Annotated in this window: 18 protein-coding genes and 1 tRNA gene; 9 read left to right on the top strand and 10 right to left on the bottom strand. The window is 44.8% G+C overall.

What is annotated here, in order from left to right:
• The first annotated feature begins 350 nt into the window (after nt 1-350).
• Nucleotides 351-1,070 (top strand): DNA repair ATPase, encoded by a 720-nt coding sequence (locus ACFPIB_RS01735; protein WP_378015692.1) that lies wholly within the window; start codon nt 351-353, stop codon nt 1,068-1,070.
• Nucleotides 1,071-1,156: 86 nt separating this feature from the next.
• Here the strand turns inward: ACFPIB_RS01735 and ACFPIB_RS01740 are convergent, their stop codons facing one another.
• The 10 genes from ACFPIB_RS01740 to ACFPIB_RS01785 form a co-directional block, all read right to left on the bottom strand.
• A complete protein-coding gene (locus ACFPIB_RS01740; RefSeq protein ID WP_378015693.1) occupies nt 1,157-1,726 on the bottom strand; it encodes an inorganic diphosphatase in 570 nt (189 codons plus the stop codon).
• Nucleotides 1,727-1,732: 6 nt separating this feature from the next.
• Complete coding sequence (locus ACFPIB_RS01745; RefSeq protein ID WP_378015694.1) at nt 1,733-4,672, bottom strand: M1 family metallopeptidase; 2,940 nt, start codon at nt 4,670-4,672, stop codon at nt 1,733-1,735.
• Nucleotides 4,673-4,923: 251 nt separating this feature from the next.
• The gene (locus tag ACFPIB_RS01750) at nt 4,924-5,415 is read right to left on the bottom strand and encodes an RlpA-like double-psi beta-barrel domain-containing protein (protein ID WP_378015695.1); all 492 of its coding nucleotides are present in this window, start codon (nt 5,413-5,415) and stop codon (nt 4,924-4,926) included.
• Nucleotides 5,416-5,802: 387 nt separating this feature from the next.
• A complete protein-coding gene (locus tag ACFPIB_RS01755) occupies nt 5,803-7,662 on the bottom strand; it encodes an ABC transporter ATP-binding protein (RefSeq protein ID WP_378015696.1) in 1,860 nt (619 codons plus the stop codon).
• 225 nt (nt 7,663-7,887) lie between these two features.
• Nucleotides 7,888-9,270 (bottom strand): hypothetical protein, encoded by a 1,383-nt coding sequence (locus ACFPIB_RS01760; RefSeq protein ID WP_378015697.1) that lies wholly within the window; start codon nt 9,268-9,270, stop codon nt 7,888-7,890.
• 501 nt (nt 9,271-9,771) lie between these two features.
• Nucleotides 9,772-10,245: a Dps family protein gene (locus ACFPIB_RS01765; protein WP_378015698.1), complete on the bottom strand. Its 474-nt coding sequence runs from the start codon at nt 10,243-10,245 to the stop codon at nt 9,772-9,774.
• Between the two features lie 230 nt (nt 10,246-10,475).
• Nucleotides 10,476-10,889 (bottom strand): hypothetical protein, encoded by a 414-nt coding sequence (locus ACFPIB_RS01770; protein WP_378015699.1) that lies wholly within the window; start codon nt 10,887-10,889, stop codon nt 10,476-10,478.
• Between the two features lie 256 nt (nt 10,890-11,145).
• Nucleotides 11,146-11,219 (bottom strand) — tRNA-Ala (locus tag ACFPIB_RS01775).
• Nucleotides 11,220-11,348: 129 nt separating this feature from the next.
• Entirely contained in the window at nt 11,349-14,492 is a 3,144-nt protein-coding gene (locus tag ACFPIB_RS01780; protein WP_378015700.1) for a TonB-dependent receptor, read from the bottom strand.
• A gap of 134 nt (nt 14,493-14,626) precedes the next feature.
• On the bottom strand, nt 14,627-15,247 hold the full coding sequence (locus tag ACFPIB_RS01785) for a C40 family peptidase (RefSeq protein WP_378015701.1): 621 nt from the start codon (nt 15,245-15,247) through the stop codon (nt 14,627-14,629).
• Nucleotides 15,248-15,301: 54 nt separating this feature from the next.
• On the opposite strand from ACFPIB_RS01785, the gene ACFPIB_RS01790 reads away from it, so the two are divergent.
• From ACFPIB_RS01790 to ACFPIB_RS01825, 8 genes are all read left to right on the top strand, one after another.
• Nucleotides 15,302-16,702: an FAD-binding oxidoreductase gene (locus tag ACFPIB_RS01790; protein WP_378015702.1), complete on the top strand. Its 1,401-nt coding sequence runs from the start codon at nt 15,302-15,304 to the stop codon at nt 16,700-16,702.
• Nucleotides 16,703-16,969: 267 nt separating this feature from the next.
• Complete coding sequence (locus ACFPIB_RS01795) at nt 16,970-17,470, top strand: cupin domain-containing protein (protein ID WP_378015703.1); 501 nt, start codon at nt 16,970-16,972, stop codon at nt 17,468-17,470.
• Between the two features lie 641 nt (nt 17,471-18,111).
• Nucleotides 18,112-18,471 (top strand): SdpI family protein, encoded by a 360-nt coding sequence (locus ACFPIB_RS01800; protein ID WP_378015704.1) that lies wholly within the window; start codon nt 18,112-18,114, stop codon nt 18,469-18,471.
• 27 nt (nt 18,472-18,498) lie between these two features.
• On the top strand, nt 18,499-19,416 hold the full coding sequence (locus ACFPIB_RS01805; RefSeq protein WP_378015705.1) for a M28 family peptidase: 918 nt from the start codon (nt 18,499-18,501) through the stop codon (nt 19,414-19,416).
• 128 nt (nt 19,417-19,544) lie between these two features.
• Nucleotides 19,545-20,681 carry a hypothetical protein gene (locus tag ACFPIB_RS01810; protein WP_378015706.1) on the top strand — a complete coding sequence of 379 codons (1,137 nt, stop codon included), beginning with the start codon at nt 19,545-19,547 and terminating at the stop codon, nt 20,679-20,681.
• A gap of 166 nt (nt 20,682-20,847) precedes the next feature.
• The gene (locus ACFPIB_RS01815; protein WP_378015707.1) at nt 20,848-21,564 is read left to right on the top strand and encodes a carboxypeptidase-like regulatory domain-containing protein; all 717 of its coding nucleotides are present in this window, start codon (nt 20,848-20,850) and stop codon (nt 21,562-21,564) included.
• Between the two features lie 159 nt (nt 21,565-21,723).
• Nucleotides 21,724-23,628: an asparagine synthase (glutamine-hydrolyzing) gene (asnB, locus tag ACFPIB_RS01820; protein WP_378015708.1), complete on the top strand. Its 1,905-nt coding sequence runs from the start codon at nt 21,724-21,726 to the stop codon at nt 23,626-23,628.
• Nucleotides 23,629-23,701: 73 nt separating this feature from the next.
• Entirely contained in the window at nt 23,702-25,048 is a 1,347-nt protein-coding gene (locus ACFPIB_RS01825; protein WP_378015709.1) for a UDP-glucose dehydrogenase family protein, read from the top strand.
• The last annotated feature ends 3 nt before the right edge of the window (nt 25,049-25,051 follow it).

The following is a 25,051-nucleotide window of genomic DNA, read 5'->3' on the forward strand; positions in this document are numbered from 1 at the left end:
GTACTTCGTAGCTTTTGTTGATCGTACTCCGCTGCGCGTTCGAGTGTTTAAGTTGAATAAAGCAGGGAAAAAAGCTCCCCGCCTGGACAGGAGGGGTTGGGGGTGGTTGATTTTCGGGCTGAAGTATAACGGCATAATCATGCAGCTAATTAAAAGCTGGGCGAATGAACCAATTCTATAAAATCATCCATTCATTCCTTACTTAAAAAAACGCTATGCTTTCAGCACAAAAAAACCTTTAACGGAGAATCTGAAAAATTAACCAAATCTTTTTTTCTAAACCGGTTTGTTTTCTCTAATTTAGAATCCCGAAATTTAGTTTTACCATAAAAATATATAGCGTTTTCCTTATGAAATTCTTTTACTTCGCGGCTTTTCTGCTTCTTTTTACCTTGTCTGGTTTCACGCAAAAAACGGTAGTTACCGAAACCGAACAAAACATTAACGGCGTGCCGCGCAAAGGTCAGCAGATCAGCATTCAGCTCGATGCCAAACTGGTAGAGAAAGCCTGGGAAAATTACCTGAAAGAGAAAGTTGGTAAACTAACCAGCAAAAACATTCTTACCAGCAACAAAGGCATTTATACCATTGAGCAAGGTAAAATTGAAGCTGTAGCTTCTACGCCGCTGCGCATTGTTTCTAAAGTAGATGTAACCGAAGGCGGTACGCTGGTTTGGTGGAGCCTGGATATGGGCAGCGCCTACGTAAACAAAGATGCTACGCCACAGCAATACGAAGCCGCCGAAACCATTCTGCGCGATTTCGCCCGCAAACTTTACCGCGAAGATGTAGCCCGCCAGGTAATAGATGCCGAAAAAGTTTTAGCTAATACCCAGGCCGAAGAGCAACGCGTAATTAAAGCCGCCGACGAAATTAAACGCAACATTGAGAAGAACAAGCAGCGCCGCATAGAACTGGAAGCGGAACTTGCTCAAAATGCCCAGGAACTAAATCAGCTGAACCTGGATACCGAAAACAACCTGAAGCAACAAGCCACCGCCAAACAAAACGTAGAAAATATGCGTCAGGCGGTAGAAGTTGTAAAAAATAAAGTGAACCTGATCGAGTAGTAAAAACGCTATGCTTTCGGGCCGAAAAAGTAAAAAGCCTTCCTGAAAATATCAGAAAGGCTTTTTTTATGGCTGTAAAATCGGATCTATTTCATGTGTTTCCGGATCAGGTCGTCGGCAAATTTATCGTCTTTCCAACCCATAATGCGCACGTTTTTCTGCGGTTCAGCATTTAAAAACCACGTTTCCAGCATACGCTTTGCGGCCGGATATTTCTGCATGAATTCCTCTGAATCAGTGGCATCGAGCAAGCGTTCGCTGGGTTTGGCCGGCACGGTTACGATCTGGTACTCCAGCTCGCCGGCACTTTCTAAAAGTAACACGCCAAGCGGCATTACTTCCGTTACCGTACCGGTTTGCTGGCTTTCACTTAAAACCAACACGTGCAGCGGTTTACTATCGGGCGTGCGGGTAGACGGAATGAAACCGGCATTGGCAGGGTAGGGCAGAAAGCGCACAATTTTATCCTGCCCGGCTTCCTGCACCACCACAAATTCGTTCGTTTTCGGGCTGAACGCATATTCTCTCGCTGAACCGGCCGGCGTTTCAATAACCACCTGCACCTGTTTGCTTTCCGAAAAAGCGGGCAGGTTCTCGTAATTGGTCTTGCAGCCCGAAAACGCTATCAATATGAAGCCAAAAAGTACTTTTTTCATCTGAAACTATAGCGCTTCGTTCAGGGCTTTAAACGGATTCAGCATATTCAAACGCAAACTGAAACGGATATTCTGCTTAAAATCTTTGAAATTTTCCGGCGTATCGTTCACAAAGTTGCTGCCCGCAATAGGTAAATATAAGCTGAAAAAACCTTCACCAATGTTCAGCGCCAAACCCGTTCCATAAAATAAATCATCGAAACCACCAACTTTACCCAAATCCAGATAAGCACTTAGCGGAATAAATGGAATGTCAGTTTCCAGATTCAGCGTGCTCATCCAATCATTAGTAAACAACGGAATATAGTTTTTGAAAGCACCATCCGCATTATCGGTTTGGTCAGCCAATGCCCGGATTCCATCCGATTTCTGTGCCCGGTCCAGGAAGATGGTTTCTTTCAGATAATCGGGGCTGCCGCTTAAACCCATTGTGAAGAACCAAGGATTGTTTAAAAATTTCCCGCCAAAAGCCCGGGCGCTGAATTTCTTGTTTTTGCTCCAGTAACGTTCGTAGTTGGCGATGGCTTTAATACTATATGTAGCATCATTTACCCAGCTATGAGCGTGCAAACGCTGAAACTGCAATTGCAAACTCATATCCTGCAGTGCATTGTTTTTCCAGATGCGGTAATTCAACGTTTGGGCATTGTAATCCGGAGGTGTATGTAATTGATAAAATGCAATACCTCTTTCAAGATCTTCCCCAAAATTAATGGAAGGTAAGTGATTATTTATAAAAGTATATTTCGCCTCCAGTTGCTGGCGCGGGCTTCGGCCCGATTTCCGCTTGAAATTCAGCGTAAGCGAAGGCTCGTATTTCTCGAAATATTCGAAGCGCTGAAAGTTGAAACCGAGCAATGCCTGGCGCAGCAAATTGTTTTCGTGCGGCACCAGGTTATAATTGATATTGGCAATGCCGTTCACCTGGTTTTCGTGGAAGCTGTACATAGGCATTACCAGGAAATTGACACGCTTATAAAGCAGGCTGCTGTTGTAAAAAGCGGCCCCCAGCATAAATTTATCGGTGGTATTCGCACCAATTACCGGTAAAAAGTAAAGCTGTTTTTTATCGTACTGTTCAAAGCCGCCCAGTTTCTGCAACCGGAATTTTTCTGATTTTCTGAAAAGCCCGCTGGTTTTTAACTGGTTGTCGCGGCGGTTCAGTTCAGGCACTACATAATCCGGATCGATCACGTATTTTTCGGCTTGGGTGGTAGAAAATGCTATGGTTTCGGTGCCGGAAAATGGTTTGGTCCAGTGCTGTTCAAGTTTCTGGCCCTGCGCATCGAAAGCCGCTACTGGCACTGCTACCGGGTAGCCCGATTCGTTTTTAATGGTAACTATGCGGCCGGTTGGCCCCACATCTTCGCGCTGAATTTCTACATCAACCGGGTTGGTCGTTTTTATAATATTGCTAAAGAACCAATCCAGGTTTTCGCCGGTGCTTTTTTCAAAACTCCTTTGGAAATCTTCCGGATACGGATGTTTGAATTTCCATTCTTCGAAATACGCGTGCATGGCTTTATCAAATCGTTCCTGCCCTAAATAAGCCGCCAGGTATTTAAAAACCAAAGTAGATTTCTGGTACACAATGCCGCCGTAGTTCCATTTAGTATAATCGGCGGCGTGGTATTCTATCGGCTGATCGCTGCCGCGGCTGGCCGTTGCCTGGTAAAGCATTTCGTCGGTTATGGAAGCAGATACATTTTCCAGCCCGAAATGCTTGCGCAAACCAGCCGGAATGGAGCCATCTTTTTTGCCCTGTTCTGCGTTTTTGTCGTCGTCTATGCGGCTTTCAACATAAGAGTTCAGGCCTTCGTCCATCCAGGGGTGTTGCCTTTCTTCCGAACCCAGAATGCCGTAAAACCAGTTATGCCCCACTTCGTGGATAATAGCCGACGGAAAAGTAACCGTAACCATCGGGTATTCCATGCCGCCTACATTTTCGCCCAAAGCGCCATCTACGGCCGTGGCTGCACTGTACGGATATTCGCCTACGTGTTTGGAATAATAATAAACCGCATCGTTAATATCGTTTCTGCGTTTCAGCCAGCCATCCGCATTTTTGTTCAGGAACATCTGCCAGGTAATTACCGGGCGCTTCGATTCGGGAAGTTCCACGGTATCTTTCAGCACGTTAAACCGCTTATCAGCAAACCAGGCAAAATCGTGAATATTAGCTTGTACGTAATGCAGCGTTTTGATTTTAGGCGAAGAAGCGGGGATAGTCATATTGTTTCCAAAACTGCTTTTCTTCGCCGTTACGCCAGCCAGACTATCGAGGCGCGCCAGTTCCGAAAGGGTTTGAAGTTCGCCGGTAGCGCCAACGGTATAATTTTCCGGCAGCGTAATTTTTACATCAAACTTCCCGAATTCAGAATAAAATTCACCTTGGTCTAAATAAGGCATCTGGTGCCAGCCTTTGCGGTCGTAAACCGCCGGTTTCGGGTACCACTGCGTGATCTGATAAGATTGCTCTACATGCCCCAAACGCGAAATTGCACCCGGCACTTTTACCAGGAATGGCGTCCGGATAGTGATCTTTTCGCCGGGTTTCAGCGGTTCGTTCAGTATCAGTTTGGCAATATCTTCCTGCTCGTATTCGAGTTTTGCCGGCCGGCCGTTCACTTCAAAGGCCAGGTTGCTTATGTAGCCGCGGTCCTCTTTTTTAGCGAACTGTAACTTACGCGAACCATTCAGTACCATTTGCTTCGCCAGCGCCGTTTTGTTGTTTTTATAAGCGTTCGGCCACAGGTGAAAGTAAATGTAAGAAAGCTGGTCCGGCGAATGGTTTACATACTCAATTTCTTCGGTGCCACTTAATTCGTGCTTTTCATCGTTCAGCGACACATCAATTTTGTAATTAACTTCCTGCTGCCAGTAATTCTGGGCCATACCCAAACCGGGCAGTAATGACAGCGCAAAGGCTGCGAAAAGATTTTTCATAGTTTAAGGAGTTGCAAAAACAGAATTTAAAGTTAGCGGAATGTTGCCGAACATTTGTAGTTCCGCCGAATTTTATCTTCCTGTTTTGTTCCTTTCAGATGCAGCTCCAGGCTAAAGCGTTGCCTGAGTTTTTCCTCTCCAAAGCATACCGTTTTGCAAGCGCTTTCAGTTTTTTGTCCGGAAGCCATAGCGTTTTGAGAAGCAAGTAAAAAGCCGGCGTTCATTTATCAGAAACGCCGGCTCCGCAGTTTTTACATAGAAACCGATACCGTTTGGTACTTCACGATCTGCACATTTTTCCAATGGCCCATAATGCTATCGTGGCGATCTACCAAAATATCGATGGTGTTTTTCAGGCGTTTATTCATGGTGTCGCGCACAATATAAGTGCCATCCAGTTTCTCCGAAATACCGCAAACTTCTACCGTATCGCCGTAACTGATGGGGCCACCCCAGCGCTTCAGCAGGTTTCTTGATACTGCGATCCAACGGTGTCTGCGCACTTTCAGGTGATTGATCTTGGAGCCATCTGCGGTTATGAGGGGTTGAGAATCGGTTTGAGCTTTGTCTGGGAAATAAACCGAGGCGGAAACTTTATGAGAGAAAATTGGCAATTTCTGAACCATTTTCTTTATCGGGTTCAGTTTAATGTTTAACGGAAAATCAGTTTTAGAATACGTTAGTCGGGCCGGGAAGAAAGTGACCATTAGAAAAAACAGGCCAATAATTTTTTTTCGTACCATGTCGCTTCATTTTGTGAACACTTGTTTAAATTTTTCATGAACCTCTTTAACGGGCGCTTAAAAAATATGGTTGAACGAAGTTGGTATGGTACAATTTGTATAGATGCTGATTTTTTAGAACATTTATTGCAAAAATGGTATGTCTTTAGCCTTTAAAACTGCTTTTTCATGTGTCTGAAAAATTCAGGAATTTTTATAATATTCTTGTTAAAGTTCAATTAAAATGTTCTGCTTGCAGCTTTTATAAGGTGATTATGTTCCGGAAAGGAATTATCAAAGCAAATACTTCGGAAAAGCAGTGCAAAAATCTGCCAAGTTTCGTAAAAATTTCGGGCGGTAAAACGCTATGATTTTACCGCCCGAAACTAGGTTTACAGGCTTCGTAAATTACCGGTAACCGGCTGCCTGTAAATGAAATAATTCTGCGTAGCGACCGCCTTTCTGAAGAAGCTCCTCGTGCGAACCGATCTCTACAAATTGCCCGTTTTCGATTACCAGAATGCGGTCTGCCATGCGCACAGTAGAAAAACGATGGGAGATAAGTACCGCCGTTTTACCTTTGGTAAGTTCGGCAAACCGCTGAAAAACTTCGTGCTCGGCGCGGGCATCCAAAGCAGCGGTTGGTTCGTCCAGGATCAAAAGCTGTGCGTCGCGCATATAGGCTCTGCCTAGTGCAATTTTCTGCCATTCGCCACCCGAAAGATCTACCCCTTTTGCAAACCTTCTGCCAATGATCTGGTTATAACCTTCCGGCAATTTTTTAATAACAGAATCAGCCAAACTCAGTTCAGCAGAAGTTTCGATGCGCGGCTGGTTTTCTTTTTCCTCAATGCGGCCCACGGCAATGTTACTGCCCGCCGAAAGCTGAAACCGCACAAAATCCTGGAAAATAACGCCTATTTCTTTGCGCAATTCCACCGGATCGTATTCCCGCAGGTCGTAACCATCCAGCAAAATGCGGCCTTCGGTTGGATCGTAGAGGCGCGAAAGCAGTTTTACCAAGGTTGTTTTTCCAGCGCCGTTCTCACCTACCAAAGCCAGTTTTTCGCCGGCTTTCAGCGTGAAATTCAGGTTCCGGATGGCCCATTTTTCGGCGTTGCGGTATTTAAAACCCACATTTTCGAAGATAAAGCCCTGCCGGATCGGTTTCGGGAATGGCCGGGCTTGCGGGTTTGGTTTTATGCGCGGCTGCAACTGGAAAAACTCGAAGAAATCCTGCAGATACAAAGCGCCTTCGGCAATGCTTGAAAAACGGTTCAGGATACTTTCCAGCAACCCGCGCAAACGCATGAAGGAGCCCGAAAGGAACGTCAGATCACCCAGCGATAACGTGCCGGTTACAGTTTTATATATTATATATAAGTAGGCGCCGTAATAACCCGCACTGCCCAGCGCTGCAAATAGACTTCCCCAGGCGGCCCGCTTCAGCACCAGCTTTTTATTGGCCTGGTAAAACTGGTCAGAAAGCTGCCGGAAACGATCAGTCAGAAACCCGGAAAGTCCGAATATCTTTACTTCTTTGGCGGTATCGTCGCTGGCGCCGGTCATGCGCAAATAGTCGAGTTCGCGGCGTTCGGGTGTCCAGCCATGCACCAATGAATAGCTGCGTTCATTAAAATGCGATTCGCCCAGAAAAGCCGGGATCACGGCCACTACCAGCAGCAAAATAAGCCACGGATTGAACGCAATTAAACCTACTGAAAGGAACAGCATGGTAATAATATCCTGCGCCTGACCGAGCACCTGCGTCATTAGAATGGTGCGGCTCAACGTCTGGCGGCGGGCGCGTTCCAGTTTGTCGTAAAAAGCAGCATCTTCAAACTGATCGAGGTCTAACGTAGCCGCATGTTCCATCAGGTTTATGGAACTTTGGTTGGCAAACAGATCGCCGAGCAAACTATCGAGCAAAGCCGTGGCGCGGTTCAGCAAGTCGGAAATAATGGCCAACCCAAATTCCAGCCCGATGAGCATAAAAAGATAATTGAGCTCCAGGTTTTCCGGTGTTTTAGCCAGTTGCACCACTTCGTCTATAATTAACTTGCCAATGTAAAGCGTAGCCAACGGGATCGCCGCCCGGATTATGCGCAACATGATGTTGGCAAAAGCCATTCTGGGACTGGTGTGCCAGATCAGTTTCAGAAAGCCGGGTAAGTTTTTAAGTGCCGAAAAACGTTCTTTTAAACTGAGCGGTGGTTTTTCAGAATTACGTTTGGCACGGTTGGAAAAAAGATCGGAAAAGAAAGCCATAAATGAAAATTTGAACCTAACGCTGATACGCAAAACAATTATCAGGCGACAATGCAAACCCGACTTTTTGGCGCATTTTACATAGCGTTTTCTGAAATAAAAAACTCCGGGCTGGTAAAGCACCGGAGTTTTAATACAGCAGGAAGTAGTAAGTTGCCCGGCATTTAAATGTTTACCAGGCGGAGTAATATTTTTGCAGTGGTACGAACTTTAATTTCCGAAAACCTAATAACGGCTGTTCCAGGAAGGTTCAAGCACATTCAGTTTCAGGATCCAGAAATCTTTAAAACCCAATGGCCGGCTTTCTTTGTGGCCGCTGGTCGGCGAATCGGAAACGCCACCTATTATGTAACCGCCGTCAGCAGTTTGTTGCAGCGCATATAAGGCATCTTCTTCGGCACCGCCGTAAGTTTCGTCCCAGAGTTTATTGCCGCGGCTATCGGTTTTTACCAGCCAGAAATCGGTTTTTCCTTTGCTGTCGTGGGTTTTATCGGCACCTTTGGGCGAGATTGAAATTCCACCTAAAAGAAAACCGCCGTCGGAAGTAACTTCTATTGATGAAAGATAATCGTAATTTTTGCCGCCGTAGGTTCTGTCCCATTTCTTCTCGCCTTTAGCGTCCAGCCGCACGATCCAGTAATCGCCTTTTCCCAGGTTCGGCTGGGTCTTGTCGCCATTGCGGCCGGAAGTGGAAACCCCGCCAATTATGCAACCGCCATCAAGTGTAGGCTGCAGGGCTGTCAGGTAATCGTCACCATGGCCGCCATAGGTTTTTTCCCATAAAAGCATACCGTTTTCATCGAAATGCGCCACGTGGAATTCATCGCCGGTGCGGCGTTTACGACTAAGACCCTCGGTGTTTTTAGCAGAACCACCACCTAAAAAGTAACCTCCGTTTGGCGCCTGTTTCAGCACATAAATTGCATCGGCATCAGCTTCGCCAAAAGATTTGTCCCAGAGTTTATTACCATTCGCATCCAGCTTTACAACCCAGTAGTCGGGCAGGCCATTCCATACGGTTTTGCTGCCGCCAACGCCCGAATCGGAGTAACCGCCCAACAGAATGCCACCGTCCGGGGTTTGCTGCAGGGAATAAAGAAAGTCGTAATCCGTTCCGCCGTAAGTTTTATCCCAGAGTTTGTTGCCATTAGCATCCAGGCGAATAATCCAGTAATCGAAGCTGCCAATGTTGGGCTGGCTTTTATGTTCGTTGCGGTCAGATTTGGAGCTGCCACCTAAAATACAGCCACCATCTGCCGTTTGCACCATTAAATTACAGATATCCTGTTCGGTGCCGCCAAAAGTTCTTTCCCAAACCAGGTTACCGTTAAAATCGAGTTTAAACACCCAGAAATCGGTGAGGCCGTAACCAGCGCTGGCTTTATCCTTGCTCTGGCCGGAATCTGTAAAGCCGCCTGCCAGGTAACCGCCATCAGAGGTTTGCTGCAAAAAAGTAAGATCGTCGTTTCTATTACCGCCTAAAGCTTTTTCCCAGAAAACAATTGGTAACGATTGGGCATGCGCCGAAAAAGCAACAGTGAACCAGAAGCTTAATAAAATAAAGCTGAACCGGAAACAAGCGAAAAGACCCCGTGGGTTTACCTTCATCAGAAGTTTGGTCTGTTTATGCTGTTTATACACTTATTTATATAATGGTTAGTGGTTTGTTAAATATTAAATCAAAATTTTTCGGGGAATAATCACTTAGTTCGTATACCTGAAATTCAGTGGTTTAACATTAACAAAGAAAGTATTATCGGAACGCAAAATTAATAAAAATATTCGGATATTTTTTAGCATGATATTGAGTGAGTGTATTTTAACAGCTAGGCTTAAATTTTTTTTTGCAACAAACATGCGTTGTATGTTTTAGATAGTGCTTCAGGAAAGCTGTAGCTACAATGCATGAGACAAAAAGATGCTTAATTCGGTTGCCTGTGCGCATTTACTTTATTTCCGGCCACAATGTTTTGTTCCGCCGAAAACAAATTTTAATGTTGTGTGTTTTAGCGCTCACTTCTGTAGCTTTTTAATAACACCATAAAAAAAACTCCGGCGGGAATTGCCGGAGTTTTTTTATGTACAGTTTACGAGTCTATTCTCTGAAGATCAGGATAGATAGGAGCGGAGCATCCAGGCATTTTTCTCGTGCGTTTGTTGCAGCTGCGAAATAAAATCGGCGGTGCTTTTGTCTTCAAATTCCTGTTCGCATTTTTTTACGTCTTCACGCATTTCCCTGATCAGGCTCTCGTGGTCCCGGAGCAGGTTGCCTACCATAGTTTTTGCATCCGGATATTCGCCGGGAAATTCCTGTAAGGTGGCATGTTTCGTAAATTCCTGGTGTGTGCCAATTGCTTTAGAGCCTAAAGTTCTGATTCGTTCGGCAATTTCATCTATCGATTCTGCCATTTGTTCGTATTGTTCCTGGAAAAGCGTGTGCAACTCTTTAAAATCAGAGCTTACAACATTCCAGTGGTAATTACGGGTTTTGGTGTAAAGCACGTTGGCATTGGCCAGCACTTTGGTTAAAAGATCTACACTGCCTTTCAGTTGCTCGGGCGTTAAGCCTATATTCAGTTCCATAGTTTTGGTAGTTTGAGTTTTTCGTTTTCAACTGATACTGTTTTTGCCGGCGGGAGTTACAAACAAACCGGAAAAACTGCCTGCCTTAAAATTCTGCTGAAATGAAAAACGCTATGATTTTGAGCCCCAAAAGTCAGAAACAATAAAATTAAAACGGTAGGGAAAACAGCCTGAAAAGTGCGGAACTATCAATAAAAAACCTGACCATTGCGGATCAGGTTTTGGTAAATTTAATTTTCACTCAGCCAGGCAGCAGCGGTTTCTTCATCGGTAAAGACCATGGCCTGTAAAAATGGCGTCTGGGTTTTGAAAACTTCGGTAATTATAGGTCCGGTGGTAAATTGCGGCGAAAGCACCCAGGCAAAAGAAGTACAACCTAAAATAAATAAGCGCGGGAACCAGTTTTTAATGGCCCAGATCGGCGCTTCCTGCCACGAGAGGAGAAAGTTTGCGTTCAAATTCAGGATCTTCCGGCAATTCTCTTTCCGTAAAGCAGCTTCAATATCTTTAATAAATGTCATTACGCTTTCTTTAGAATGGTTACCCGTCCAGGTAACGCAGATCCAGTCATTCACCGCATCGTAAGCTATACTAATTGCCGGTGTAAGCGTCAGCAATTCAGTTTCTTCTATTTGTATATTCATTTTTGTCTTAAGCAGTTTCCTCTTACCCAGGCAAGATCAGATTAAATTTTGAATGGCAATGGATAGGAAAGTTGGCGAAATTAGCGATTTTGCACGATAAAGTAAATAAATTCTTGCTTAAATAATATTTAGTCGATTATTTAAGTAAGAATAGCTCTGCGTTTCAAGTGCATCCAAAGCAATTAATAATATGCCCGATAAGGGAGGCTGGAATAGCCATAAACAAAAAAACCTGACCGTTTCTGATCAGGTTTTGTGGAGAATATCGGAGTCGAACCGATGACCTCTTGCATGCCATGCAAGCGCTCTAGCCAGCTGAGCTAATCCCCCGTTTGGTTATTGTGTTGCAAAACTAATACAAATTTCAAAAGCTTCAAATATTTAGTCTTAAATTTTTGAAATTTAAAACAATAAAAAAGGCAACACTCAGGCTGCCTTTTTTATTGTTCTGATTATCTATTAGTTAAAAATGTAGCGAAGACCAAACTGACCTTGCCATCTGGAACCGAAAGTGTTTTCGTCCCAAACGCTAGTCTTTGGCTTGCTAAAAGTAAAGGTTGGTAAACCGGTAACAGCCTGACGGCCGGCGTAGGTAACCAGTTCGTAAGCGGCATTTGCAACGGTGTAGTTTCTTCCCCAGTCTTTATTAAGCAGGTTTCCAAGGTTAAATACATCGAAAGTAAGTTGCAAAGTATGTTTCTTGCCATTGGCATTGATGTAGAAATCCTGGCCTAAACGTAGATCCAGCTGATTCGTCCAGGGCATACGGGCGCCATTACGTTCTGAATATTGGCCGCGGCGTTCTTTCAGATAATCGTCGTTTTCAATAAAGTCATTCAGGTCGTTCCACATTTGTTCGGCGCTTACGGTGCTGTTGCCTATTAGAATAATTTCATCGCGGTTGCGCGGAATGTAAAGCAAATCGTTCGCATTATTTCCGTCGTTGTTAAGGTCGTTGCGGTATAAATACGTGAACGGCGTGCCTGACTGGCCTTGATAGAATACAGAAACTGAAGTGCCGAAATTGTTGCCGTATTTAACGGTATAACCGCCGCTGGCAATAATTCTGTGGCGGATGTCGAAACGGGAGTAAGATAATTCCGGATCATTTGGGTTGTTAACGATCTGGTTGAATTGCCAGTTAGAACGGGCCGTGCTGCTGGCGCCACTGTTCAGGTCTTTCGATTCGCCGTAAGTATAAGCCATCATGGTGTTAATACCGTTGGTAAAAGTTTTCTGCAGCTGACCGGTTACGGTATACGTGTAGCCTTTTTTAGCATTATCAAGCAGAATTACGTTCGTGAAATCGCGGCTGATCTTACGGTCGTTGCTCGACGTTGCGTAAACCGGGCGGTTATCCGGGCCAGGAAGCGTGCCAACCGGATCTTTCAGGTTTATGTCTTTATAAACAACGTCGTTCAGCGTTTTAGAATAAATTCCTTCTACAGTAGCAATAATGCCCATCGGTAATTCATAATCAGCAGCCAGGTTCGAGCGGAAAGTTTGCGGAATCTTGAAATCTTCTCTTACCAGGTTAATTTCCGAAGTGGTTCCTGCTGTACCAATGGTAGATTGCAGCGCAGGATTGGGTTCGAAGCGTGGGTTGCTGGAATTAAAGATCGTGTTGAACGTTATCCCGTTATTGGTAAACTGGTTCGAAAGCCATACAAACGGCACGCGTCCCGTGAAAATACCGGTACCGCCGCGTACCTGGAAGGTTTTATTGCCGCGAACATCCCAGTTAAAACCGGCGCGTGGGGCAAACAGCAATTCGCCGCTCGGAGTAGCATCGGTACGCAGATTGGTATATTGCGGGTAGCTGTCGAAAGCATCTTCAACTTTTTCGTTACGGTCTGGTTGATCTGGTAATACCGGTACATCGAGGCGTAAACCTAAAGTCAGGCGTAATCTGTCAGTAGCATTGTATTCATCCTGAATGTAAGCGCCTAACTGCATGGCATCAAACTCAGCAGAAGGCCGGTCGTTGCCTGGAATAGCAGAATAAGTTGCCTCGGCGCGGAATGGTTTGGCAGCAAAGAAATTTTTGAAGCTGGAGAACTGGTAATAACCGTTGCTATTGTTAATGAACAGGTTACGGAAACTGAAGAATTCGTTATGCGTTCCAACCGTAAATGTATGTTTGCCTTTAAAAATGGTCAGGTTATCGGTGAATTCTATAATGTCCTGATCCAGTTCGTTGGCCGCAGAGCTGCGTTCGGTGCCGGCTACTACGTTGCCATTTCCACCGTTGCTGTAGTTGATCTGCACCTGTGGGAAAAGTCCGCCTAGAGTTTCGCGGGAATCGCGGATGCGGGAATAACCTACAATTAAATTATTGGAATACGTGGCTGAGAAATTACTTCTTAATTCGGCTACCGTGCTGTTGGTTTTGCTGTTGAATTTATAAGCGTTGTTTCCGAAACGGAAGTTGTTGGAGAAACGGGTGATATTATCGTCGAAAGCATCTACGAAATTGTGACGCAGCGTTAGCTGGTGCTTAGCGTTGATGTTCCAGTCTAAACGGGCAAATACTTTATTGCTTTCCGTTAAGCGGTCAATGTTTCCGAAAGAGCCTGCATCGTAACCATAATTATTTTTCAGGAAATCGTAAACCAGTTGCACGCTGTCAGCAGGCACAATGGAAGTAGAAGAACCCAGGTTATTTTGCAGCGGCTCGCTGCGGCGGGTAACTTCACCGTTCAGGAAGAAGAATAATTTATCTTTCAATATCGGGCCACCAATGCGGAAACCAGCCTGGTAATCTTTAAAGTCGGCGGCTTTGGTGCGGGTAGCATCTACACTTTTGCCAACGGTGTTTTCATTACGCAAGAAACCAAAAGCTGAGCCTTCGAAATTGTTGGAACCGCTGCGGGTTACTGCGTTAATGCCGCCACCGGTAAAGTTACCCATTTTCACATCGTAAGGCGCAACTACTACCTGTATCTGCTCAATAGCATCCAGGGAAATTGGTTGCGTACCAGCCTGACCGCCCGGCGTACCGCTGCCAGCCAAACCGAAAACGTCGTTATTAACCGCGCCATCTATCGTAATATTGTTGTAGCGATTATTCGAACCGCCAACCGAAGTTCCGCCGGAAGTGCTGGAAGCCTGTGGCGTTAACCGGGTGAAATCGGATAAACCACGGCTCAGGGTTGGCAAACGCTCAAGTTGTTCTCTAGAAATGTTGGTTGCTGCGCCGGTTCTATCCGGGTTTATTACGTTGTCGCGGCGGGTAGAAATTTCAACTTCACCCAGGCCAATAGTGCCACTGGAAATGGCAAAATCCAGTTTTACCGATTGCCCTAAACTCAGGAAAATATTCTGGCGGCTTTGTTCCTGAAAACCAACGTAGCTCGTTTTTACAGTATAAGGGCCACCCACGCGCATGTTCTGAATGTTGTAGCGGCCATCGGTATTAGTAGTAGCCACGTACTGCGTATTGGTAGGGTTGTGAAGGGCAATAATGGTAGCGCCCGGCAGGGGAGAACCACTTTCATCGCTTACAAGGCCGTTTAACGAAGCTGTTGTACTTTGTGCCCAACTTACATGCATTGGCAGAACCAACGCAAGCAGCAGGAACATTTTCTGGTAGATTTTTTTCATATTGGGGTTGAAAATTTTGCACAAAGGTAATACGACAACCCCGCAAGAATGCTAAGACTACATTAAAAAAATGTTAACACTGGTAGCTCGATTTGTTGGCTGGAATTAAATTGATAAAGGATTAAAATAAAGGGTCAGATCTGCGGCCGCACGGCTTTAATAAAAAGGTCGCTCCAGTAGTTCGAAAAAACGTTATCTTCTTTTACGCCTAAACTGGTGGAAGAATGAATGAAACGCACTTCTTCCTTTTCTTTAACTACTTCGGTTACCAAACCCACGTGCGTGATCTGGTTGCTTCCGCGGCTGGCACCAAAAAAAACAAGGTCGCCTTTCTGAAGTTCTTTGGGGCGAACGACGGGACCAATCTGGCTTTGTTCGTTAGAACTGCGCGGCAAATGCACATCTATGGCGCTGAAACTCTGGTATAATAAACCCGAACAATCTATGCCAATGCGGGTAGTACCGCCGTATTTATAAGGAGTGCCGTAATACGAACGTGCCGTAGAAATTACTTTTTCCACCTTATTGTCTTCGGTGTGGCGGGCTGCTTTCAGTTTGCGTTTTTCGGACCAGCTAGCTTGCTTGGCCGCTTTCTTTTCGAGCTTTTTAAACTCGCGGGCCAATTGCTGTTGTTCGGCTTCGTCGGGCGAAACGGGGCCGGAAGAACGGAGATGAAACGACTGGCAGGAAGCCATTGCCACCAAAACCAGCATCAGAAAAATCGGATATTTTTTAAATAACGCCTGCAAACCCATATCTTAGCTTTCCTGTTCCTGCTCTAAAATTAAGCCAAAATTTTTTCTTTCAAAATGACTTTTTCTCCCGTTTCCGATACCGTTTTAAATCAGTTTACCCAGATCGTAGGCGAAAAATTTGTGTTAATCGCTTCCCACGAAGATTTTGCCCGCCACGCTTCCGACGAAACCGAAGATCTGAAATTTTTTCCGGAAGTAGTTTTAAAACCTGCTAACGCTGAAGAGATTGCCGAAATTGTGAAGCTCTGCCACCAGAATTTTATTCCGGTTACGCCGCGCGGGGCCGGTACGGGCTTGAGCGGCGGCGCGCTGCCCGTTCATAAAGGCGTGGTTATTTCCACCGAAAGACTTAACAAAATTCTGGAGATAGACGAGCGGAATTTGCAGGCTACAGTAGAGCCGGGCGTAATAAACGAAGCTTTTCAGATGGCTGTGCAGGAAAAAGGCTTGTTTTACCCACCCGACCCAGCCAGTAAAGGCAGCTGTTTTTTAGGCGGGAACCTAAGCGAATCTTCCGGCGGACCCAAAGCGGTAAAATACGGCGTAACCAAAGATTATGTGCTGAATATTCAAGTGGTTTTGCCTACAGGCGAACTGATCTGGACCGGTGCCAACGTGCTGAAAAATGCCACTGGCTACAATTTAACCCAACTCATGATCGGCAGTGAAGGTACTTTGGGCATTATTACAAAGATCGTTTTCCGCTTAATTCCTTTTCCAACCAAAAACCTGCTGCTGCGTGTCCCTTTTTATTCCGCCGAAGAGGCCTGCGCCGCCGTTTCGCAGATTTTCCGGATCGGTTTGGTTCCTTCGGGCTTAGAGTTTATGGAACGGGAAGCCATTGAATGGGCGAGTCGTTATTTGAATATTGAAACCGATCTGCCGGAAGGAATTGAGGCGCATTTATTAATAGAACTTGACGGCAACGACCTGGATGTTTTGTACAAAGAAGCCGAAACACTTTATGAGCTGCTGCAAAACTACAACATCGGTGAAATTCTGCTTGCCGATAACGAAGCGCAGAAAAATGAACTCTGGAAACTGCGCCGCAACGCCTCGCATGCGGTAAAACACAATTCAGTTTACAAGGAAGAAGATACCGTAGTGCCGCGCGCCGAATTGCCGAAACTGCTGCATGGCGTGAAGGAAATCGGTAGGAAATACGGCTTCAAAAGTGTGTGTTACGGCCACGCCGGCGACGGCAACCTGCACGTGAACATTGTAAAAGCCGATATGTCTGACGACGACTGGAACTACAAACTGACTGATGGCATAAAAGAGCTTTTCGAGCTTTGCGTAAAACTGGGCGGCACTATTTCCGGCGAACACGGCATTGGTCTGGTGCAGAAACCCTACATCGGCATTGCCCTCGGCGAAACGCAATTGAACCTGATGCGCGGCATTAAAAACGTTTTCGACCCGCACGGTATCATGAACCCGGGGAAGATCTTTTAAACGGTTCGTGAAGGAAGTTCAGAATGTTTAAAGTTTAGTTACAGCAGGCAAAACGCTATGGTTTCGGGCTTAAAAACTCAGGTAAAACTTTTTTGTTAGTTAATTCGTAAAAAATCTAAAAATAATTATATAAATAATTGCCAAGGAAAATCCTGGTGGTGAAAGATAATTATTTATTAAAGTGATTTTCTGCGAGTTAATTAATACTAAAGTTTGCTGATTTTCTATATCTATATAATTCAAGCCGCACTGTAAACTAGTTTAATTATGAACGATCTTCTGAAAAAAAACTTGTTCGACGAAACGAAACAAGTCCTGGAAAGCAACGGTTTTACGATTGAAAGCCATGATGATACCCGGCCCTGGGGAGGTTTTTTTGTGCTCCCTGAAGAACAGATCCATAAATTTATTGAGATGTTTTTCCTGAATTCTTTTTACGGCCACATCAATCTCACCGGAAAACTTAGTCCTAAAATTCTGCTCGTTGCGCCAAATAAACGGCTGTCCTGGCAATATCATAACCGGCGCGCGGAACTTTGGAGGGTAGTGAAAGGAGAAGTGCAGGTGGTAACCAGTGAAACGAATGAAGAAAGTACCCCCCGGATCTTGAATTCAGGAGAACACATTGCACTCAAAATGGGTGAGCGGCATCGTTTAATTGGCCTGAATGACTGGGGCGTAGTAGCTGAAATCTGGCAGCATACAGATTTGACTCACCCTTCGGATGAAAATGATATTGTCCGGGTGCAGGATGATTTTGGCCGCTGATCCAATACCCCCACTTTTTAAGTTTTCCGGATTGCACGCAAAACTTAAAAAGTGTTGAAGCATTCAGGTTTTAAAATTTTACTCCTTAATATGTTAGGCTATAGGGAATATTAGTTTCGAAAGAACTTTGCTTTTCTTATTAGCAGGTTTAGGCGAACTGAATTTCCTGCTACCCTTCTGCTATTTCACTGGAAGAATTACTACATAACGACTATCAGCTTACGCCAGAAATTTCCTGTCGCTGGATAAACCTATTAGGATAAGTAAACTGCGGCTTGCAGATTCAACGCAAGCTGAGCTTTCAGTTTTCTCAAAATATTTTCTTGGTTAACATTTTTTGTAGCCATTCTGGACGGTCTTGCAATTGATCATAATTTGATATCGCTTGCACCTCTCTTGCTGACTAATATCTACAAAACAGCCTGTCTTTGAAAAAATGCAGCAAGGCCTGGACTTGTGTGTATTTTGTTTATTAAATTTCCTTTGCGTTTCAACAGCCAATGAAGTAATGCAAAGGAGATTTGGCAGGAAAAATGCTATGGTTTTTGACTGGAAAAGTGCTGCATACCTTTCCGGTAATTATTTTCGTTATAGTTCCGGATTTTAAATGCAACTATTCAGTAATTCAACCAAACCAAACAGTGAATCACTTATCTTTTATCGGACTTATTTCGGGATTTATTTTTGTGGTGGCGGGTCTGGTGCTGCGTTTCTTTCCACCGAAAAAAATTAACTGGTACTACGGTTATCGCACGGCAAAATCTATGCGCAACCATGAGATCTGGCGGGCCGGGAATCGTTACGCGGCGCAGCTGCTTTGGCAACTCGGGCTGGTAATGATGCTGATCGGGGCTTTTACCTTTCCTTTGGGGCCTTCTGCCTTTACCGGTATTCTGGCTGGTATTATTCTCATGCTCCTGCTGGTTGGTGCCACGTATTATTTCACCGAAAAACATCTGAAAGACCATTTCGATGAGCAGGGGAGAAGAAGAAAACAGTAGCAATACCAATATTCTTATCTGACTTTTATGAAGCTTTTCGCTACCGTTTTTCTGCTGTTTTTGAGTTTTGATCTGTACGCTGGTAAAAGCGACACCACCCAAATCCGGAGCCATTTAATTACGCTCACCAAAACGCCGGGCTTCCGGAATTACCAGGATCTGAAAACGCTGAATGAAGCATCGCAATACATAGAAACCACGTTCCGGAAATACAGCGAAAGGGTTGTGGTGCAGCCGTACAACATCGGGAAGAAAACCTATCAGAATATTATCTGTTCTTTCGGGCCGGAAAACGCGCCGCGCATAATTGTAGGTGCGCATTACGATGTTTGCGATAACCAGCAGGGCGCCGACGATAACGCTTCCGGAACGACTGGTTTGCTGGAACTGGCCCGGCTGCTGCAGCACGAAAATTTAAATGTTCGCATTGATCTGGTAGCGTATACGCTCGAAGAACCGCCTTATTTCCGGACGCAGAATATGGGTAGTTACGTTCATGCAAAATCGCTGGCTGAGGCAAAAGTGCCGGTTCTGGGCATGGTGAGCCTGGAAATGATCGGGTATTTTAAAGATGAAAAACACACCCAGGATTATCCGGTTGGAGCTTTGAAACTGGTTTATGGCAACCGCGGAAATTACATCACGCTGGTCCGGAAGTTCGGGGCCGGGAAATTTGCGCGGCAATTCAACCGTACTTTTCATAAAACCGACCTTATCCGCACCAAATCGTTTGTTGGTCCGGCGGCTTTGCCCGGCATCGATTTTTCCGACCATCTGAATTACTGGGCTTTCGGGTTCAGCGCGTTAATGGTTACTGATACGGCCTTTTACCGCAATAAAAACTACCACCAACCCACCGATACCCTGAAAACCTTAGACCTGACCCGCATGGCAAACGTGATCGATTCAGTTTATGAAACGCTTCTGAAGTTGGCTAAGAATTAGATGCAATTCTGAAAGCGATTTTAAAATGCTTAAAGAGTTTTTGTGGTGTTTTTCATACCGTTTTGTGTGGTAACAAAAATTTGCAGGCGGAATATTAATTTTTAAGTTTGCAGGCTTAAAAAGTGTAAATGCTACGAAAATTATTCGCCATAATCGTTCCTTTTCTTTTACTGGCCAAACCGGTTTGTGCGCAGTTCAAGCCTTTAGAATTAGGACCTTCTTATAAAAAGTGGGAAGATGGCCCATTAAGTTTATCCGATTTTAAAGGGAAACCGTTGGCCGTTGCCCCAATGGGTTCGGAATTTTTATACTCCATATTCTATAAAGCTGAGAAGGAAAAAATAGGAGATTCTACCGTATTAATTCTTGGGGTTACTGCCTTCATGGATCGGGAACAATCCTGGATTCACGACTCTGTAAAAACTGACCTTACGCTGAAATTCAACCAGGCAATTTTTAACTATCTTGAGTTTCACGAGCGTATTTTGCAGCAGAAACTAATGAGCATTCAGCATATTAATGAAGCTCCGAATCTGGCGCAACAGGAGTTAAGGGCTTTTCGCGAGTTAATGGCCCGCTACCAGGTTGAAACCAATAAAGGCTGGAAAGAGAAAGAGGTTAACAGCTGGCTGCACCGTTCTTACCAGCAGCTCGATTCTGTGGAAAAGATTAAGTTGCCCGCATTTAGGATCAGTAATTTTGGAATGGGGTTGCATTATAGCTTGAACCACTCCAGCCTGGGTGGTGACCTGAACAAAATTTTTAGTAATGCGCTGGGCTTTGGCTTCGGTTTCGATTTCAGTTTTAAGAATGCAGTGGTGTTTTTAAACCCGAATGTTGGCTACGGAAAACTGGAAAAAGCTTATACGGGTGTTTATGACTGGCCCGATGGTTTGAATTACGGTTTGGTACAAGTAGGAGCAGGGTTTGGGGTTACTGTACTAGATAATGCTAAATGGCGGATAACCCCGTTCGCCGGGCCGGCTTTTGTTTCTTTTTCAGTTGATGATAAGGCCAATCCTGAACGGTATGATAAACAGTATCTGACAGATAATACGTATAATTTAGGCGTAAATATAGACTGGAAGTTGCGCCACCAATTATCGTTCATTCCATCGTTATTCGGTCGCGAAAAAAGCGATTATGGTATCAGAACCCGTTTTATTATGTATCCGGTGCAGTATGCTGGTAATTTAAATGGCAGCGTTTATAACCTGAGCTTTGCGTTTTACCTGAACGGACGATTTATTAAGTTGAAAACATAAACAAAACGCTATGGTTTTAGCCTGCAAAAGTCAAAAGCTGAAAACACGATTTGCCGGAATATAGTTTTTTGCGTATTTTGAATACCGTTTCCTAAACCAACTTTGCATGGCGCGTCCTCAACTTAAAATTTCCGTACCCCAACCCTGTTCCGAAAACTGGAACGCGATGACGCCGCAGGCAAAAGGCCGTTTCTGCGCGAGTTGTGCCACCACAGTAGTTGATTTCAGCCAGTTCACGGATAAGCAGTTGCTGGATTATTTTGGTAACATTTCAGGGAAAACCTGCGGCCGTTTCTCTGATTCCCAACTCAACCGCGCGGTTTACGCCGAAACACTGCCAAAGCAAAATTTCTTTCCCCGGGCTTTGGCGGCAGCAGCTTTGTTTTTAGGCATTTCTTCCCAGACCCAGGCGCAGCATTATTTTGATCATCCAACCCCGGCTGGGCAAATCGTGGAAAAGAAAGCAGCCGGAGAAGAAACTCCAGCCAAAACGGTAGGAAAAACACCGGAAAAAGTCAGTGGTGCAGATTTAGTGATTGAGGGTAAATTGTTGGATTCAGAGTCAAAAGAAGGAATTCCATTTACTACTATAGTAATTAAAGAAACCAAAATTTATTCTCAGACCGATATTGAAGGCTATTTCAAAATTATTGTTCCTGACACGTTACAATTAAAAGAGTTGGTTTTAATTGCCGCCAGTATCGGCTATGAATCAAAAGAAATTTTGATTTCTGAAAAAGAAATGCACAAAACCTTAAATATTCATTTGAAGTCATTACCTGTAATTGGAGAGCTCATTGTTTGTAGTGTTAGAAAAACCCCTGCTTATTACTTCCGCAGCTTCTGGTGGAAAACCAAAAACTTGTTCCAGAAAAACGATTAGCATATTTCAGTAGCGTAGGGTTTAAACCCTACGCTACTATTACTGCTTTACTTTTCCCCCTCAAAACCCTACCGTTTTTATTACGTTTGTTCCGCATTTTAGGAAATTCAAAAAATAAATTCTATTATCTCCAAATTACCCGTATTTTTGACGCTTGCTATGTGTGGAATCTCTGGAATATACGCTTTTAACGACGCCGGCCGGCATTTTATCGGCAACCTCAAGGCTTCGACCGATGCTATTGAAAAACGCGGACCCGATTCGCAGGGCCATTTTGTGAGCTCCTGTGTAGGTTTAGGGCATCGCCGTTTATCTATTATCGATACTTCTGAAGGTGGTAACCAGCCGATGCATGACGAAACCGGTCGCTATACCATCGTTTTTAACGGTGAAATTTTTAACTATCGCGAACTCAAAGCAAAACTGGTAGCCAAAGGCCATACGTTTCAGAGCCAGACCGATACCGAAGTGCTGCTGAAACTATACATCACCGAGGGTAAAAGCTTCCTGAAAAAACTTAACGGTTTTTTTGCATTCGCTATTTACGACAAGCAGGACGATAGTCTGTTCGTTGCCCGCGACCGTATGGGCATAAAGCCACTGCTGGTTTACAAAGACGCCGATAAATTTATTTTTGCTTCGGAAATGAAAGCCATGATGGCCTTCAATATTCCCAAAAAACTCGACCTGGTTTCGCTCTATAATTATTTACAGCTGAATTATATTCCGGGTCCGGCTTCAATCTTTAAGGGCGTAAAAAAGCTGCGTCCGGGTTATTACCTGCACATCCGCAACGGAAAAGTAATGACCAAAGCCTGGTATAAAATTCCGTACGATAAAAAGAAAGCCAAAAACAACCCGCTCAACTACGATCAGCAGCAAAAAGAACTCGTTCGTTTAATGGACGAATCGGTGGAACGCCGCATGATCGCTGATGTGCCTTTGGGTGCGTTTCTGAGCGGCGGCATCGATAGCTCGGTAATCGTAGCGTTAGCTTCGAAATACACCAATAAGCTGAACACGTTTTCGATCGGGTATAAAGACGAACCGTTCTTCGACGAAACCAAATACGCGAATCTGGTAGCCGATAAATATAAAACGAATCACACCGTTTTCTCGCTCACCAACAACGATCTCTACGACCACATTTTCGACCTGCTGAATTACACCGACGAACCTTTCGCCGATTCTTCAGCCCTGGCCGTGTATATATTAAGCAAACGCACCCGCGAAAAAGTAACCGTGGCTTTAAGCGGCGATGGCGCCGATGAACTTTTTGCCGGCTACAACAAGCACATGGGCGATTACCGCGTGCGTCATGCCGGCTGGAAAGAAGAAGCCGTTTTAGCTTTATCACCACTTTGGGACGTTTTACCAAAATCGCGCAACTCTACCATGGGAAATCGCGTACGGCAGTTTCAGCGTTTTGCCACCGGCATGACTTTGTCTAATAAGGAACGTTACTGGCAGCTGGCCACTTTCACCAACGAAAAAGACGCGCGCAAGCTCTTTAAAAAGCAGGTAGCCCGGGTAATCGGCAAGAAACTTTTCCAGAAGCGCAAAAAGAAGATCCTCGATAATATTCACCAGGATGGCGACCTGAACGAAGTGCTTCTCACCGACATGCAGCTGGTTTTGCAAAACGATATGCTTACCAAAGTAGATCTGATGAGCATGGCCAACAGCCTGGAAGTCCGCACCCCGTTCCTCGATTACAAAGTGGTGGATTTCGCTTTTTCTTTGCCGGAATCTTCAAAAATAGATGGCGGCATGAAGAAAAAGATCGTGCAGGATGCTTTCCGTCACTTGTTGCCCGAAGAACTTTACAAACGCCCGAAACACGGTTTTGAAGTGCCCTTGCTGAAATGGTTCCGTAACGAATTGAAACCACTCATCACCGACGATCTGCTTTCCGACCAGTTCATCGAAGCCCAGGGTTTATTTGAAGTCGATGAGATCAGGAAGTTAAAAACCAAGCTTTTCTCTAGCAACCCGGAAGACATTCACGCCCGGATCTGGGGGTTAATTGTGTTTCAGTACTGGTGGAAGAAGTGGATGGCCTGATTTTTTTAGTTAAAAAAGATACCGTTTTGAATTTTCGTTTTAGCTTCGTTTAAAACTAAAAAAGGAAAAAAATATGAAAATAGCAGTTGTAGGCACCGGTTATGTTGGTTTGGTAACCGGCACTTGTTTGGCTGAAGTAGGTATGGAAGTTACCTGCATCGATATCGATCAGAAGAAAATAGATAACCTGAAGCAAGGCATTCTGCCGATCTACGAACCAGGTCTGGAAGAAATGGTATTGCGGAACACTGAAAAAGGCCGTTTACAATTCTCCACCAATCTGGCCGAAAGCATTCAGGATGCCGATGTAGCTTTTATTGCCGTAGGTACGCCTCCCGGTGAAGATGGCAGCGCCGACCTGAAATACGTACTGGGCGTAGCCCGCGAAATTGGCCGCAATATGAACAACTACATGGTAGTGGTTACTAAAAGTACCGTTCCGGTTGGTACTGCCAATAAAGTACGCGCCGCCCTTGAAGATGAGCTAAGCGCCCGCGGTAAAGCCTTCGATTTCGATGTAGCTTCTAACCCGGAATTCCTGAAAGAAGGCGCTGCCATCGAAGACTTCCTGAAACCGGATCGTATTGTAATTGGTGTGGAATCAGAAAAAGCGGAAGGCATTATGTCTAAAGTTTACAAGCCATTCCTGCTCAACGGTCACCCGATCATTTTCATGGATATTCCTTCCGCCGAAATGACCAAATATGCCGCCAATTCCATGCTTGCTACCAAGATCAGCTTCATGAACGATATTGCAAACTTGTGCGAAATTATGGGAGCTGATGTAAATATGGTGCGTAAAGGTATTGGCTCCGATGCTCGTATCGGTAATAAATTTATTTATCCTGGTATTGGCTATGGTGGGTCCTGCTTCCCGAAAGACGTAAAAGCCCTTATCAAAACTGCTGCTGATAACGGTTACCAGATGCAGATTCTGGAATCGGTAGAGTCAGTAAATGAGAATCAGAAATCAGTGCTTTTCAATAAAATTAAAAAGCACTTTGGTGGGGACTTGGCCGGAAAAACATTTGCACTTTGGGGCTTGTCTTTCAAACCGAAAACCGACGATATGCGTGAAGCACCTTCTTTGGTGATCATCGAAAAGCTGCTGGCTGAAGGTTGCAAGGTAAAAGCGTATGATCCGGTTGCCATGAAAGAAGCGCAGCACATCATCGGCGATAAAATTGAATATGCCAACGATCAGAATGAAGCCCTAGTAGATGCCGATGCGCTTTTGATCGTAACCGAATGGCCGGAGTTCCGATCTCCAAACTTTAAAGTTGTAGGTAAGCTGATGCGCGATAAAGTGATCTTCGATGGTCGTAATATTTACGACACAAAAGAAATGCAGGATGCCGGCTTTACCTATTATGGCATAGGCGTTAAGCCGTATTACCACTCTACAGTAGAAATTGCATAAAAT

The sequence above is a fragment of the Adhaeribacter terreus genome (assembly GCF_042657365.1).
Taxonomy (GTDB): domain Bacteria; phylum Bacteroidota; class Bacteroidia; order Cytophagales; family Hymenobacteraceae; genus Adhaeribacter_A; species Adhaeribacter_A terreus.